This is a genomic window from Rathayibacter sp. AY1F4, assembly GCF_002931775.1.
GTDB lineage: Bacteria > Actinomycetota > Actinomycetes > Actinomycetales > Microbacteriaceae > Rathayibacter.
In genome coordinates this window covers 31004-45461 of sequence record NZ_PSVE01000013.1, presented here as the reverse complement: position 1 = coordinate 45461, position 14458 = coordinate 31004, and the positions used below count along the sequence as shown (strand labels likewise).

Genomic DNA, 14458 nt, shown 5'->3' with positions numbered 1-14458 from the left:
CCGACCGGACGGCCGGCGGCGTCCCGCCGGGCGCGGACCAGCCGGCCCTGCGGTCAGCGCTCGCGGGCGAGCAGGGCGAAGACGAGGGTCGAGGTCCACTCGCCCTTGCAGAACTCGTCCTCCCGGTGGTGCGCCTCGAGGCGCATCCCGAGGCGCTCGCAGAGGCGGGCGGACGCGGTGTTCCGAGCGTCGAGCTGCGCGATCACGCGGTGCGCGCCGACGGTGTCGAACGCGAGGTCGAGCAGCGCCCGGGCGGCCTCGGTCGCGTAGCCGCGCCGCTGCGCCTCCGGGTGCAGCACCCAGCCGATCTCGACCGCCTCCTGCTCGGCGGACGTCGCGATGAGCGTGAGGTCGCCGATCATCCGCCCGGCGAGGACGCCCTCCCGGGGGACGATCGCCAGCACGGCCACATCGCCGTCGGCGGCGAGCCGTGTCGAGGGGAGGCGGCGCTGCAGGTGCGCCCGCGACTCCTCGGGGGTGCGCACCGGCCAGCGGAGGAACCGGACGGCGTCGGCGTCGCCCTGGTAGCGCGCGTGGTCCTCGGCGTCCTCCGGTCCGAGGGGACGCAGGAGCAGGCGCTCGGTGAGCAGCGGCGCCGAGCGCAGCGGCTCCGCGTCGAAGGGGAGCCGGAGGCTCACGCGGTGGCGGCGTCCGCGTCGGGGCGCGCGGCGGCGGGCTCGGCCGGGACCTCGATGCCGAAGAGCGCCTCGAGCCCGGTGAGGTACGCCTCCTCGGCTCCGGCGCGCGCGTAGTCGCGGGCGCGGACGCTCGGAGTGTGCAGCAGGACGCCGGCGAGGTGGCGGAGCGCCTGCTCGGTGCGGCCGTCCTCGTCGCCGCGCGAGCGGGCCCGCTCGATCTCGGCGTCGAGCGCGTCGAACACGTGGGCGCGCAGGGCGACGACGGCCGGAGTGAGGCTCTTCTCGTCGGCGACGTCCGAGAACTTCCGGGCCGCCTTGTCGACGAGGGCGCGCGCCTGCTGCGACGCGTCGAGCACATCGAGAGGCGCGTGCAGGCTGATCGTCTCGAGGTCGAGGAGCTCGACGCCGGCGACCGAGGTGACGTCGGAGGCGACGTTGCGCGGCAGGCCCAGGTCGATCACGAGCTGGCGCTCGCGGGAGAAGCCCTGGAGGCGCCCGGCGGCGAGCAGGGCGGCGTCGAGCACCGGCTCCTGGGTCGTGGTGCAGGTGATGACGATGTCGGCCGAGACCGCCTCGAGCGCGAGATCGGAGGCGGCGATGGGCCGGAGCGAGCGGCGGGCGGCGAAGCCCTCGGCGCGGCCGGAGGGGGAGTGCACGGCGATGTCGACCACTCCGCGGTCGCGCAGGGCCGCGACGGTCGCCCGCGCGTAGCTGCCGGTGCCGACGAGGAGGACGCGGGCGGCCCGCCAGTCGGTGACGCGGCTCGCGGCGAGGTCGAGCGCGAGGCGCACGATCGAGCGGCCGGCGCTGCCGAGGCCGGTGCGGTTCTTGATGCCGCGCGAGGTCTGCGAGGCGCGCTGGAACAGCCGCTCGAGCTCGGAGGAGGTGGTGCCGAGGCGGCGAGCCTCCTCGAGGGACCGGCGGACCTGGCCCGCGATCTCGCCCTCGCCGACCACGACGGACTCGAGCCCGCTGGAGACGGCGAAGAGGTGCTCGGCCACCCGGTCGCCCGACACGACGTCGACGCTCCCGCGCAGCTCGTCCTGCTCGACGCCGGTCGCGGCGCTGACGGCGGCGGTGGCGGCCTCGACGGCGACGGCCTGCGCGGCGGTCAGCGGCTCCTCGATGTCGAGGTAGGCCTCGAAGCGGTTGCAGGTCGCGACGACGACGGCTCCGGAGACGAAGTCGATCCCCTCGGAGAGGGCCGCGGTCACGGCGGAGGAGTCGACGGAGAGCTTCTCGAGGAGATCGAAGCTGGCGTTCTTGTGCGACGCCGTCAGACACAGAAGCACCACGTCAGTCTACGCGCGCTCTGCGGGGCGGGGTCCCCGGACTGGGGAGGAATGCACGGATGCGCCTGGAATAATGCCGCGGTGACCTCCCCCACCGACGGCCTGCTCGATCCGCTGCACCCCCTCTCCGCCGGCCGCACGGCCGACTCGCTGCTCCTGCGCGCCTACCGCTCCGAGCGGGGCGAGAGGACGCCCGTCTGGTTCATGCGCCAGGCCGGCCGCAGCCTCCCGGAGTACCGGGCCCTGCGCACCGACACGAAGATGCTCGACGCCTGCCTCGACCCGGCGCTGGCGAGCGAGATCACCCTGCAGCCGGTGCGGCGCCATGGAGTGGACGCGGCCATCTTCTTCAGCGACATCGTGATCCCGCTGCGGCTCGCGGGTGTCGGCGTCGACATCGTCCCCGGGCGCGGTCCGGTGCTCGAGAAGCCGGTGCGCACGGCCGCCGACGTCGCCGAGCTCGCCTCGATCGACCCGTCCGTGCTCGACGAGACGCTCGAGCCCATCCGCGAGGGCGTGCGCCGGACCGTCGCGGGTCTCGTCGACACCCCGCTCATCGGCTTCGCCGGCGCTCCCTTCACCCTGGCCGCCTACCTGGTGGAGGGCGGCCCGTCCAAGGACCACCTGCGCGCGCGGACGATGATGCACGCCGACCCCGCCGCCTGGGCCCAGCTGATGGAGTGGACCGCCGAGGTCACCGGCCGCTTCCTCCGCGCGCAGGTGCTCGCCGGGGCCAGCGCCGCGCAGCTCTTCGACTCCTGGGCCGGGGCGCTCTCGCTCTCGGACTACACGACCCACGTCGCTCCCGCCTCCGCGCGCGCCCTCGTCCACGTGCGCGACCTCGCGTTCGACCACGGGGAGACGCGCCGCAACGTCCCGATCGTGCACTTCGGCGTCGGCACCGGCGAGCTGCTCGGAGCGATGCACGGCATCGGCGCCGACGTGGTGGGCGTCGACTACCGGATCCCGCTCGACGAGGCCAACCACCGCCTCGGCGGCTTCGTGCCGGTGCAGGGCAACGTCGACCCGGCCCTGCTGACCGCGCCGTGGGAGGTCCTCGAGGCCCACGTCGACGACGTGCTCCGCCGGGGCCTGAGCGCCCCCGCGCACGTGCTCAACCTCGGCCACGGCGTACCGCCCGAGACCGACCCCGACGTGCTCACGCGCCTCGTCGCGTTCGTGCACGCCTGGCGGCCGTGAGCGAGGAGCGCCCCCGCGACGCCGCGTCGTACGACGTCGCGGTCGTCGGCGGCGGAGTGGCGGGGCTCGCCGCCGCCGCGGAGTGCCTGCGCATCGGCCTGCGCGTCGTGGTGCTCGAGGCGGGGGAGCGGGTCGGCGGCTCCGTCTCTTCGCTCGCCCTGGCCGGAGCCGCGCTCGACGCGGGCGCCGAGAGCTTCGCCACCCGGGGCGGCCACGTCGAGCGGGCGCTCGCCGCGCTGACCCTCGACGGCGTCCCGCTCGCCGAGTCGATCGTCGAGCCCCGGACGCACGGCTCGTGGCTGCACCTCTCGGGCGGCCGCTCCGTGCCGTCGCCCCGGGCCGGAATCCTCGGCATTCCCGGCACGCCGCTCGCCCCCGACGTCGTGCGGGCGATCGGCCGCCGCGGCGCCTGGCGCGCCTGGCTCGACACCCTGATGCCCGTGCTGCGCATCGGCCGCGCCCACTCCCTCGCCGAGCTGGTGCGCACCCGGATGGGCGAGCGCGTGCTCGAGGACCTGGTCGCGCCGGTCGTCTCCGGCGTCTACTCGAGCCGGCCGGACGACATCGACGTCGACCTGGCCGCACCCGGACTGAACGGCGCGCTCACCCGCGCGGGCTCCCTCGCCCGGGCCGTGGCCGCCCTCCGCGCGAACCTCCCGGCCGGAGTCGCGGTCCGCGGGCTCGAGGGCGGGATGCACCGCCTGGTCGCCGCGCTGGTCCAGCGGATCGACTACCTCTCCGGCGAGGTCCGCACCGGCGCCTCCGTGCAGCGGCTCGAGGGCTCCGACGGGGACTTCGTCCTGACCCTCGCCGACGGCACTCTGAGCGCCCGAGCGGTGATCGTCTCGACGCCGGAGCGCGACGCCCGGGCGCTGCTCGCCGGCCTCGCTCCCGCCGTCGCGGAGCGCGCAGACGAGGCGCCCCACGACTCCGTCGAGCTGGTGACCCTCGTCCTCGACGACGCCCGCCTGGACGCAGCCCCCCGCGGCTCCGGTGTGCTCGTGGCGCCCACCGCCACCGACGTCACGGCCAAGGCGATCACGCACGCGACCGCGAAGTGGGACTGGCTGGCCGCCTCCCTCCCTCCCGGGCGCCACGTGCTGCGCCTCTCCTACGGGCGCCCGGGCGAGCGCCCGCCGCTCGAGGGGCGCACCGATGCCGAGGCGGCCGCGATCGCCCTGCTCGACGCCTCGACGCTGCTCGGACTCGCCCTCGATCCGGCGTCGCTCGTCGACTCCGCCCGGGTGCGCTGGGCCAACGTCCGGCCCGCCGCGGCGCTGGGCCGCCGCGCGCACCTGGAGGCGTTCCGCGAGGCGCTCCTCCCGATCGAGGGAGTCGCCGTGACCGGCACCTGGATCGCGGGCACGGGCCTCGCCTCGGTGCTCCCGCACGCCGCCGAGACGGCCGCCCTTATCCGGCGCCGACTGGTGCGTCAAGGAGTCGGGCTGCCGAGCGACGCCCGCGACGCCGACGGCTACTCTTAGGCCCAGGCATCCGCGCGAGCGTGCGGCGTGCCCCGGCACGAGTGGTCACCGACCGCGTGGACGATCGCGAGAGCGACCCAGGACGAGGAGTAGGCGTGAAGGGCAAGATTCTTTTCGTGGCAGGAGCCGCAGCCGGGTACGTGCTGGGAGCACGCGCCGGCCGCAAGCGGTACGAGCAGATCGCCTCGGCGGCAGGCCGCTTCTGGCGGACCCAGCCGGTGCAGGACGTCGCGGGCGCCGTCGGCGGTGCCGCGAAGACCCAGCTGAGCAGCGTCTCGGACAAGGCGTACGAGGTCGTGCGCTCGGTGGTCGTCAAGGCCGTGTCCGGCGGCAGGAAGGCCCAGGGGGCGAGCGACGCGGAGGCGTCGGCCGCCGCCCGCAAGGCGGCCTCGAAGGTCGACGAGGCCGCGGCATCGGCCGGCTCCGGCGGGTCGACGACGTCCACCTCCACCAGCAGGGCCTAGTGCTCATCCCTCCGGCCGTGCCAGGCGCGCGCCGGCCGGCATGTCCCACCCTCGAGGAGCTCCCGTGGTGAACGAACGCAATCCCAAGAACGCCCGATCACTGGGAGAGCTGGTCAGCGACCTGCCCGGCCTCGTGATCGAGCTCGTCAAGGCCGAGGTCGCCTCGCTGAAGAACGAGCTGGCGGGCAAGGCGAAGAGCGCGGGTCTGGCCGTCGGCCTGTTCGCGGTCGCGGCCTTCCTCCTCCTGACCGCGTGGGCGACGCTGGTCGCCTTCGCGATCATCGGCATCGCCTCCTGGCTGCCGGCCTGGCTGTCGGCGCTGATCGTGACGGTCTTCTTCCTCCTGGTGGCCGTGATCCTCGCCCTCGTCGGCGTGCGCACCATCAAGAAGGCCGTGCCGCCGGTGCCGCAGGACTCGATCGACAGCATCAAGAAGGACGTCCAGGCGTTCAAGGGAGTGGGCAGCTATGACAACTGAGCGATCCGTCAGCAGCACCACGCCCCGCTTCGTCGACCCGGCGGAGCTGAAGCCCGGCCAGCTGAAGGCCGACATCGAGCGCGCTCGCTCCGAGCTCGCCGCGACCCTCGACGCGATCGAGTACAAGGTCAACGTGCCGCGCAAGGTGCGTACCGCCCAGCGGACGATCGAGCGCAAGCTCCAGGTGGTGCGCCGCCAGAACCCCTCCGCGCTGATCGCCGGAGCGGTCGGCGCCGCCGCCGCCGTGGGCCTCGTCGTCTGGGGCGTCGCGAAGCAGATCATCGAGGACTGAGTGCCGGAGGGCCCGGGGCGCTAGCGTCCCGGGCCCTTCGGCGCCAGAGCCCCCGCCGCTTTTGTGCATCGGCACGAGCGGAGGGATGATGGATCAATGACCGATCAGACCGCCGGCACGGCGGGTCCCGTTCAGTCCGCCCCCGACACGAGCGCCGCCGCTCCGGCGCCGCAGCCCCCCGCCGATCAGGATCACTCCGATCAGGCCCTGGGATACACGCTCTGGGCGGTTCTCCGCAGGGATCCCGCACGTCCGTTCACCCTCTCCAGCGACGCCGTGGATCCCGCGGTGAAGCAGTACGAGCACCTCGTCGCCCAGCTCGAGGGCGAGGGCGTGACCGTCCGCGGCACCTACGACGTCTCGGCCCTGCGCGCCGACGCCGACATCATGCTGTGGCTCACGGGCCCGGCGCCCGAGGAGCTGCAGCGCGCCTACCGCGAGCTGCGGCGCACGGAGCTGCTGGTCGGCCTCCTGCCGACGTGGAACGCGATGGGCGTGCACCGCGACGCCGAGTTCAGCTCGAACCACCTCCCCGCCTACATGCGCGGGAAGGCGCCGGCCCGCTGGCTCACGGTCTACCCCTTCGTCCGCTCCTACGAGTGGTACATCCTCCCCGAGGAGGAGCGTCGCGCGATGCTCGCCCAGCACGGGCGCCAGGGCTCGCGGTTCCGCTCCGTCCTGACCAACACGGTCGCCTCGTTCTCGCTCGGCGACTACGAGTGGATCCTCGCCCTCGAGGACGAGGAGCTCGTCAACCTCGTCGACCTCATGCGCGACCTGCGCGCCACCGAGGCCCGCCGCCACGTGCGCGAGGAAGTCCCCTTCTACACAGGACGGCGCATCGACGCCGACCAGATCGCCGAGGTGCTCCGATGAGCGACACGACCAGCGAGCCGATCCTCGTCCGCGGCGCCACCCCTGCGGCGGCGTCCGGCCCCGAGCACGTCGAGGTCCCCGTGGCCTACGACGCGATCCTCCTCGCCGGCTTCGGCGGGCCCGAGGGCCAGGACGACGTCATCCCGTTCCTCCGCAACGTCACCCGCGGCCGCGGCATCCCGGAGGAGCGCCTCGAGGAGGTCGCCCACCACTACCGCCACTTCGGCGGCGTCAGCCCGATCAACGCGCAGAACCGTGCGTTGAAGAAGGCGCTCGAGGCCGAGCTCGCGAACCGCGGCATCGACCTCCCCGTGCTCTGGGGCAACCGCAACTGGGCGCCCTACATGAGCGAGGCCGTCGCCGAGGCGAAGGAGCGCGGGTTCACCAACCTGCTCGCCATCGCCACCAGCGCGTACTCCTCCTTCTCGTCCTGCAGGCAGTACCGCGAGGACTACGCGGCGGCGCTCGACGCGACCGGCCTCGAGGGCGAGCTGCGGATCGACAAGGTGCGCCAGTTCTTCGACCACCCCGGCTTCGTCATGCCGTTCGTCAAGGCCGTCCACGACGGGCTCGACGAGCTGCGCGAGCGGATGCCCGACCTCGATGTCACGTCCGAGGTGGAGGTGCTGTTCTCGACGCACTCGATCCCCATGGCCGACGCCGAGCGCAGCGGACCGCACGAACGCCACGACGACGGCACCGTCGTCGACGTGCACGAGTTCGGACCGGGCGGCGCCTACGAGGCGCAGCACCTCGCCGTCGCCGAGGTCGTCATGGCCGCCGCCACGGACGAGGACGTGCCCTGGCAGCTGGTCTACCAGTCGCGCTCCGGTCCGCCCACCCAGCCCTGGCTCGAGCCGGACATCAACGACGCCATCGCGGAGCTGCCGGCCCGCGGCCGCCGCGCGCTGCTGATCGTCCCGCTCGGCTTCGTGTCCGACCACATGGAGGTCATGTGGGACCTCGACAACGAGGCCCTCGAGACCTCGGAGGAGCACGGACTCGTCGCGCTCCGCGTCGCGACCCCCGGCACGGACCCGGTCTACGTCTCCGGCCTGATCGACCTGGTCCTCGAGCGCGTCAACGGCGTGCCGACCGAGGACCGGCCCTCGATGACGGCGCTCGGCCCCTGGTACGACGTCTGCCGCCCCGGCTGCTGCGAGAACGTGCGAGCGGGGTTCAAGCCCGCCCTGGCGGGAGTCGCACCGTGATGAGGAGTCGTCTGTCGTGAGCATCAGAGTCGGCACCCGCGCGAGCGCGCTCGCGGTGGCGCAGACCCGGATGACGGCCGATCTGATGTCGGCCGCCGCGGGGGTCCCCGTGGAGCTGGTGCGCATCGAGTCGGACGGCGACCGCATGCGCGGCTCGCTCGCCTCCCTCGGGGGCACCGGCGTGTTCGTCAGCGCCCTGCGCGACGCGCTGCTCGCCGGGCGCTGCGATGCGATCGTGCACTCGCTGAAGGACCTGCCCACCGCTCCGGTGGAGGGCCTGCTGCTCGGAGCGGTCCCCGAGCGGGAGGACCCGCGCGACGCGCTCTGCGCCCGCGACGGGCTCACCCTGGCGACCCTGCCGGTCGGAGCCCGCGTGGGCACGGGCTCGCCCCGCCGGCGCGCGGCGCTGCTGGCCGCCCGTCCGGATCTCGAGATCGTGGACATCCGCGGCAACATCGACACCCGGCTCCGGAGGGTGCTGCCCGGCAGCGACTCGCCGCTGGACGCGATCGTGCTCGCCCTGTCCGGCCTGCGCCGGCTCGGCCGGGTCGACGCGATCACCGAGGTGCTCGGCTTCGACGTCTCGCCGCACGCCCCCGGTCAGGGAGCGCTGGCCATCGAGGTGCGCGACGAGGAGCCGTCGGAGGAGCTGCGCGCCGCTCTCGCGGCGGTCGAGCACGTGCCGACCCGCGCGGCGATCACGGCCGAGCGGTCGCTCCTCGCCTCCCTCGAGGCCGGGTGCGCCGCTCCGATCGGAGCCTCCGCGGTCGTCGAGGAGGACCGCGTGGTCCTGCACGGCGTGGTCTTCGCCGTCGACGGCACGGCGTCCCTCGCACAGGAGGTCGCGGAGCCGGTCGATAACGGTTCGGTCGGCGGTGGTCGACACCGGGCGGATCCGCAGTATGGTGGTCGCGAACTGCCCGTCGTCGAAGCCGCGTTCCGTTGCGGCTCTCTGCTCGCTGACGCGCTTCTCGGTGCGGGTGCCGCCGAACTCGCACCCCTGGGAGCCCCTTCGTGATCGTCCCCGCCGCCTACTCCCAGTGGGAGAAGCCGTTGCAGGGGTGGCGCATCCTCGTCCCCCGCGGAGGCCCGTGGGGGGACGGTGTCGCCGCCGCTCTCCGTGCCAAGGGAGCCTCGCCCGTCGTCGCTCCGATGATCAACTTCGCGCCGACCGACGACTTCCCCGCGCTCGAGCAGGCCCTCGCCGACCTCGAGGCCGGCGCCTTCGACTGGATGACCGTCACGAGCGCCACCACGGTCGACGTCCTCTCCCTCCTGCGCACCACCGTGCCCGCGAGCACCAAGGTGGCGGCGGTCGGCGAGACCACGGCGGCCGCGCTCGTCGCCGCCGGGTACTCCGTCGACCTCGTCCCCTCCGAGGACAACTCCGCCCGCGGCCTCCTGGCCGAGTGGGAGGAGGCCACCGGCGGCCGGCACCCCCTGCGCGTGCTGACGCTGCGGTCCGAGATCGCCAAGCCGCTGCTCACCGAGGGCCTCACCCGCATCGGGCACGACGTGCGCTCCGTGGTCGCCTACCGCACGGTCGGCGTCCCGGTGGAGGAGCGCGTCGTGGCGGATGTCGCCGGCGGAGCCGTGCACGCGATCCTCGTCACCTCGGGCAGCGTCGCGGAGCAGGTCCAGAAGCAGCTCGGCCCGGTGCCCGAGTCGATCCTCGTCGCCGCGATCGGCCCGCAGACCGCGAAGGACGCCCGCGCCTTCGGCCTGCGCGTCGACGTCGTCGCCGACGAGCGCTCGGCCTCCTCCCTCATCGACGCGGTCGCCGCCGTCGCCACGGAGCGCGCTCCCCGCTGAGCCGCCTCCCCGGCACGACGTCGGCCGGGAGGGGCGGGCCGTGCCCCACAGGCCAGGGACCCGCCTCTCGGCTGACATCGTGCGTCAGGAGCACCTCCACAGGGTGGGGCGTCCGCGCTCCCGGGAGGTGCTCGGCGGGGCGGGATTACGCTGGAGGACATGACTGCCATCCGCCCGCGCCGCCTCCGCACGACCCCCGCACTCCGCCGCCTCGTCCAGGAGACGCGCATCCACCCGGCGCAGCTGATCCTGCCCCTCTTCGTGGCCGAGGGGATCACCGAGGCCCGGCCGATCGGGTCGATGCCGGGGGTCATGCACCACTCGCTGGACAGCGTCCGCGGAGCGGTGACGGAGGCGGCCGAGGCGGGGATCGGCGGCGTGATGCTGTTCGGCGTGCCCACCACGCGCGACGCGGTCGGCTCCGGTGCGACCGACCCCGACGGCGTGCTCAACGCCGCGACGCGGGTCGTCGTGGGGGAGGTCGGCGACGCGCTGGTCGTGCAGACCGACCTGTGCCTGGACGAGTTCACCGACCACGGCCACTGCGGCGTCCTCGACGACCGCGGGCGCGTCGACAACGACGCCACGCTCCTCCGCTACGAGGAGATGGCGCTCGCCCAGGCCGAGGCCGGCTCCCACCTGCTCGGGCTCTCGGGGATGATGGACGGCCAGGTCGGAGCGATCCGCGCCGCTCTCGACGGTGCCGGGCACCTGGACACCGCGATCCTCGCGTACTCGGCGAAGTACGCCTCCAGCTTCTACGGTCCGTTCCGCGAGGCCGTACAGTCCACGCTCGAGGGCGATCGCCGCACCTACCAGCAGGACCCGGCGAACCGCCGCGAGGGCCTGCGCGAGGCGACCCTCGACCTCGCCGAGGGCGCCGACGTGGTGATGGTGAAGCCGGCCATGAGCTACCTCGACGTGCTCTCGGACGTCGCCTCCGTCTCGGACGTGCCGGTCTGGGCGTACCAGGTGTCGGGGGAGTACGCGATGATCGAGGCCGCCGCCGCGAACGGCTGGATCTCGCGCGAGCCCGCGATCCTGGAGTCGGTCACGGGGATCCTCCGCGCGGGGGCCGACGCGGTTCTCACGTACTGGGCCGTCGAGATCGCTCGCGACCTGCTGAAGTAGCCGCTCCTCCTCCCGGGAGCGAGCCTCGGCATCTCGTCAGAAAGCGCTCCTCCGGCGCGAGGGCGCCGGGCGGCGCGCGTACCCTGGAGGGGTGACCACCTCGGCGAACGACACCCTGTACGAGCGTGCCCGGCACGCGATCCCCGGAGGCGTCAACTCGCCCGTCAGAGCGTTCCGCTCGGTCGGCGGGACCCCGCGCTTCATGGTCTCGGCCGCCGGCCCGTACATCACGGACGCGGACGGGCGCGAGTACGTCGACCTCGTCTGCTCCTGGGGCCCTGCCGTCCTCGGGCACGCGCACCCCGAGGTCGTCGCGGCGGTGCAGGAGGCGGCCGCCCGCGGTCTCTCGTTCGGCGCGTCCACTCCCGCCGAGACCGACCTCGCCGAGCTGGTCGAGGCGCGGATCACGGCCGGGGGAGTCTCGCCGATCGAGAAGCTCCGCCTGGTCTCCACCGGCACCGAGGCGACGATGACGGCGATCCGCCTCGCCCGCGGCGTCACCGGCCGCGACCTGCTGATCAAGTTCTCCGGCCACTACCACGGCCACTCCGACGGGCTGCTCGCCGATGCCGGCTCCGGTCTCGCGACCCTCTCGCTGCCCGCCTCCGCCGGCGTCACGGCCGCGACCGCGGCCCAGACGATCGTGCTGCCGTACAACGACCTCGAGGCGGTGCGCACGGTCCTGGCCGAGCGCGGCGCCGACATCGCGGCGGTCATCACCGAGGCCGCGGCCGCCAACATGGGCGTCGTCGCTCCGGACGCGGGCTTCAACGCGGCCCTCGCCGAGCTCGTGCACGCGAACGGCTCGCTGCTGATCATGGACGAGGTGCTGACCGGCTTCCGCGTGAGCGCCGGCGGCTGGTGGGGGCTCGAGAACCGCGGCGCCGAGGCTCCGTACCGGGCCGACCTCTACACCTTCGGCAAGGTCATCGGCGGAGGGATGCCGGTCGCGGCTCTCGGCGGCCGTGCGGACGTCATGGATCATCTGGCGCCGCTCGGGCCGGTGTACCAGGCGGGCACCCTCTCCGGGAACCCGGTCGCGGTGGCCGCGGGCATCCGGACGCTGCAGCTGGCCGACGACGCGGTCTACGCCTCGCTGGACGCCACGGCGCTGACCCTCCAGCGCGAGGTGTCGGCGGCGCTGACGGCCGAGGGCGTCGCGCACACGGTGCAGACGGCCGGCAGCCTCTTCAGCTTCATGTTCACGGACCTGGGCCGGCCGGTGCGCGACTACGCCGAGGTCCAGGCGCAGGAGTCGTTCCGATACCCGGCGTTCTTCCACGCGATGCTCGACGCGGGCGTCTCGCTGCCGCCGTCGGTGTACGAGGCCTGGTTCGTCTCGGCCGCGCACGACGACGCGGCGATCGGGCGCATCGTGGACGCGCTGCCGGCGGCGGCGAAGGCCGCGGCGGCCGCTCGGGCGTAGGCTCCGGGGCCACCCGCGGATCAGGCGGGAGGCGCCCGCCGCACCGGAGCGGCGGACGTCCCGCGCGCCCGGCCGCCGGCGTGCGGCGACCGGGCAGGGGCCCTCAGCCCCGGCGCGAGACCGACCTCGGCAGCACGAACACCAGCGCGAAGGCGGCGACCGCCATCAGGGTGCTGAGGAGCATCGCGGGAGCCGCGGCGTCGAGGAAGCCCGAGGCGACCGTGTCCGGACCCGTGATGACGAGGCTCCCGAACAGCACGCTGCCGATGACCGCGATGCCCACGGCCGAGCCGATGCGCTGGATCGCCGAGATCACGCCGCTCGCCGCGCCCGCGTCCTGCGGGTCGACGGTCGAGACGATGAACTGCACGTTCGGGGCGATGAAGAAGCCGTTGCCGAGGCCCGCGATCAGCAGCGGCGGCAGGAGCTGCCAGTTGCTGATCGAGTCCGGGGTCGCGGTCAGCAGCACCAGCCAGACCCAGCCGAGCCCGACGGCGAGGAGCCCGCTGCCCATCACCAGGACGTTGCGCCCCAGGCGCGCGGTCATCCGGTTGCTCTGCGAGGAGCTGATGATGCTGCCGATCGCGAAGGGGATCGACACCAGTCCCGACTCGAGCGCGGTGTGGCCGAGGCCCGACTGCCAGAGCAGCGAGATGGTGAAGAAGATGCTCGTGAAGGCCGCGAAGTAGACCAGCGCGAGGATCACGCCTCCGGTGAAGGCCGGGTGGCGGAACAGCGACGGCGGCACCAGGGGAGCGCGGCCGCGGCGGACGTGGAGGACCTCCCAGGCGCCGAACGCGGCGAGGAGCAGGACTCCGCCGCCGATCGAGAGGAAGGTCCACAGTGGCCAGCCCTCGTCCTCGCCCTGGATGAGCGGGACGAGCAGGGCGACCAGGCCGCCGGAGACGAGCACGAGGCCGAGCCAGTCGACGCCTCCGCTCGGGGCGCGGTCGCCGGCCTCGAGGTCGCGACGGGCGGGGAGGAGGACCGCGGCGGCGATCAGGGTCGCGACGCCGATGGGCAGGTTCACCCAGAAGACCAGGCGCCAGCCGTTCTCGTCGCCGAAGGCCTGGATGATCAGGCCGCCGATGATCGGGCCGAGCGCCGACGAGACGCCGAGGACCGCACCCATCACCGCGAAGGCCTTGCCGCGCGAGGGACCGCGGAAGAGGAGCTGGATGTAGGCGTTGACCGCCGGGACGAAGACGCCGCCCGCCAGGCCCTGCACGATGCGGGCGATGACGAGCTGGGTGTCGTCCGCGGCCAGTCCGCACGCGAAGCTGGCGACGGTGAAGAGGGCGATGCCGCTGACGAAGACCCACTTGTGCCCGAAGCGGTCGCCGAGGCGGCCGGCGGGGATCAGGGCGAGGCCGAACGCGAGGGCGTAGCCGGAGATGATCCAGGAGAGCGTCGACTCGGAGGCGTCGAGCGTGGTGCGGATGGTGGGCAGCGCCACGTTCACGATGGTCGTGTCGAGCAGGGCGATGAACATGCCCGCGAGCAGGACGATCAGCGAGCGCCAGGCGCGCTTGTCGGGGGCGGGAGGGGCGCCGGTCGATCGGGCGGTCGACGTCTCGGTCATCGCAGGAGTGCCTTTCGAGCAGAGGGGGGAGGGGTGGTCCGTCAGACCTGTTCGAGGGACGCGACCGGATGTGAATGCTCGCAGGAGAAACCGGGTTTCCGCACGCCGGGATCTGTGGGGGCCTTCAGGCGGAGGGTTCGCCGCAGGCTCGCCTCGCGGGGTGTCAGCGGATGCGCGACTCCGCCAGACGGGCGCAGTCGATGCAGAGCTCGGCCGTGGGCCGGGCGGCGAGGCGGGCGGCCCCGATCGGGCGGCCGCACGAGGCGCAGTCCCCGTAGCCGCCGAAGCCGAGGCGGGCGCGAGCGGCGTCGAGCTCGCGCGCCGTGCGGGCGAGAGCGTCGCGGACTCCGGCCATCCGCGACCACTCGGCCGAGAGCGGCGTGCCCTCCGGGTCGTGCTCGTCATCGGCGGTGCCGTCGGCACGGTCGCGCAGGAGCTCGGCCAGCGAGGCCTCGAGCCGGGCCGCCTCGTCGCGCGTCTCGGCCTGCCGCTCGGCCAGCAGCGCGTCGAGGAGGCGCGCCTCGTCCGGATCCATCGGCATCCGACCATGCTGCCACCCACGCGAGCGGCGG

General features: G+C 73.9%; 15 protein-coding genes. 11 read left to right on the top strand and 4 right to left on the bottom strand.

The genetic code is table 11. The annotated features are described in order from the left end of the window. Window positions 1-53: 53 nt before the first annotated feature. Both C5C59_RS09780 and C5C59_RS09775 read right to left on the bottom strand, forming a co-directional pair. The gene (locus tag C5C59_RS09780) at window positions 54-638 is read right to left on the bottom strand and encodes a GNAT family N-acetyltransferase (protein WP_258062693.1); all 585 of its coding nucleotides are present in this window, start codon (window positions 636-638) and stop codon (window positions 54-56) included. Beyond that, entirely contained in the window at window positions 635-1930 is a 1296-nt protein-coding gene (locus tag C5C59_RS09775; RefSeq protein ID WP_104237673.1) for a glutamyl-tRNA reductase, read from the bottom strand. Before C5C59_RS09775 ends, C5C59_RS09780 begins: the two co-directional genes overlap by 4 nt. Window positions 1931-1981: 51 nt before the next feature. Here C5C59_RS09775 and hemE point away from each other — a divergent pair, with 51 nt between their 5' ends. From hemE to hemL, 11 genes are all read left to right on the top strand, one after another. Next, window positions 1982-3130, top strand: a complete 1149-nt coding sequence (gene hemE, locus C5C59_RS09770) for a uroporphyrinogen decarboxylase (RefSeq protein WP_104237623.1) — start codon at window positions 1982-1984, stop codon at window positions 3128-3130. Continuing rightward, complete coding sequence (locus C5C59_RS09765; protein WP_258062692.1) at window positions 3127-4614, top strand: NAD(P)/FAD-dependent oxidoreductase; 1488 nt, start codon at window positions 3127-3129, stop codon at window positions 4612-4614. The genes hemE and C5C59_RS09765 overlap by 4 nt, the downstream gene beginning before the upstream one ends. Window positions 4615-4730: 116 nt before the next feature. Further along, entirely contained in the window at window positions 4731-5078 is a 348-nt protein-coding gene (locus C5C59_RS09760; protein ID WP_146076886.1) for a YtxH domain-containing protein, read from the top strand. 67 nt (window positions 5079-5145) lie between these two features. Further along, window positions 5146-5556 carry a phage holin family protein gene (locus tag C5C59_RS09755; RefSeq protein WP_244229489.1) on the top strand — a complete coding sequence of 137 codons (411 nt, stop codon included), beginning with the start codon at window positions 5146-5148 and terminating at the stop codon, window positions 5554-5556. Beyond that, window positions 5546-5848: a DUF3618 domain-containing protein gene (locus C5C59_RS09750; RefSeq protein WP_104222879.1), complete on the top strand. Its 303-nt coding sequence runs from the start codon at window positions 5546-5548 to the stop codon at window positions 5846-5848. The genes C5C59_RS09755 and C5C59_RS09750 overlap by 11 nt, the downstream gene beginning before the upstream one ends. 96 nt (window positions 5849-5944) lie before the next feature. Then, the gene (hemQ, locus tag C5C59_RS09745; protein WP_104233087.1) at window positions 5945-6724 is read left to right on the top strand and encodes a hydrogen peroxide-dependent heme synthase; all 780 of its coding nucleotides are present in this window, start codon (window positions 5945-5947) and stop codon (window positions 6722-6724) included. Then, entirely contained in the window at window positions 6721-7935 is a 1215-nt protein-coding gene (locus tag C5C59_RS09740; RefSeq protein WP_104226143.1) for a ferrochelatase, read from the top strand. Before hemQ ends, C5C59_RS09740 begins: the two co-directional genes overlap by 4 nt. A gap of 16 nt (window positions 7936-7951) precedes the next feature. After that, window positions 7952-8953: a hydroxymethylbilane synthase gene (gene hemC / locus C5C59_RS09735; protein ID WP_104237625.1), complete on the top strand. Its 1002-nt coding sequence runs from the start codon at window positions 7952-7954 to the stop codon at window positions 8951-8953. Beyond that, complete coding sequence (locus tag C5C59_RS09730) at window positions 8953-9747, top strand: uroporphyrinogen-III synthase (RefSeq protein ID WP_104222950.1); 795 nt, start codon at window positions 8953-8955, stop codon at window positions 9745-9747. Before hemC ends, C5C59_RS09730 begins: the two co-directional genes overlap by 1 nt. Window positions 9748-9906: 159 nt before the next feature. Next, entirely contained in the window at window positions 9907-10878 is a 972-nt protein-coding gene (gene hemB / locus C5C59_RS09725; RefSeq protein ID WP_104237626.1) for a porphobilinogen synthase, read from the top strand. 91 nt (window positions 10879-10969) lie between these two features. Then, the gene (gene hemL / locus C5C59_RS09720; protein WP_104237627.1) at window positions 10970-12304 is read left to right on the top strand and encodes a glutamate-1-semialdehyde 2,1-aminomutase; all 1335 of its coding nucleotides are present in this window, start codon (window positions 10970-10972) and stop codon (window positions 12302-12304) included. Between the two features lie 103 nt (window positions 12305-12407). On the opposite strand, the gene C5C59_RS09715 is transcribed toward hemL, so the two are convergent. After that, window positions 12408-13886, bottom strand: coding sequence for an MFS transporter (locus tag C5C59_RS09715; RefSeq protein ID WP_104237628.1), 1479 nt, complete (start codon window positions 13884-13886; stop codon window positions 12408-12410). Window positions 13887-14049: 163 nt separating this feature from the next. Next, window positions 14050-14427, bottom strand: coding sequence for a TraR/DksA C4-type zinc finger protein (locus tag C5C59_RS09710; RefSeq protein WP_258062691.1), 378 nt, complete (start codon window positions 14425-14427; stop codon window positions 14050-14052). Window positions 14428-14458: the final 31 nt, after the last annotated feature.

Excerpts from the sequence above, each read along its gene's own strand:
- C5C59_RS09710 (WP_258062691.1), bottom strand. The coding sequence starts at position 14,427 with ATGCCGATGGATCCGGACGAGGCGCGCCTCCTCGACGCGCTGCTGGCC.
- hemQ (WP_104233087.1), top strand. The coding sequence starts at position 5,945 with ATGACCGATCAGACCGCCGGCACGGCGGGTCCCGTTCAGTCCGCCCCC.
- C5C59_RS09715 (WP_104237628.1), bottom strand. The coding sequence starts at position 13,886 with ATGACCGAGACGTCGACCGCCCGATCGACCGGCGCCCCTCCCGCCCCC.
- hemE (WP_104237623.1), top strand. The coding sequence starts at position 1,982 with ATGCACGGATGCGCCTGGAATAATGCCGCGGTGACCTCCCCCACCGAC.
- C5C59_RS09740 (WP_104226143.1), top strand. The coding sequence starts at position 6,721 with ATGAGCGACACGACCAGCGAGCCGATCCTCGTCCGCGGCGCCACCCCT.
- hemB (WP_104237626.1), top strand. The coding sequence starts at position 9,907 with ATGACTGCCATCCGCCCGCGCCGCCTCCGCACGACCCCCGCACTCCGC.
- C5C59_RS09750 (WP_104222879.1), top strand. The coding sequence starts at position 5,546 with ATGACAACTGAGCGATCCGTCAGCAGCACCACGCCCCGCTTCGTCGAC.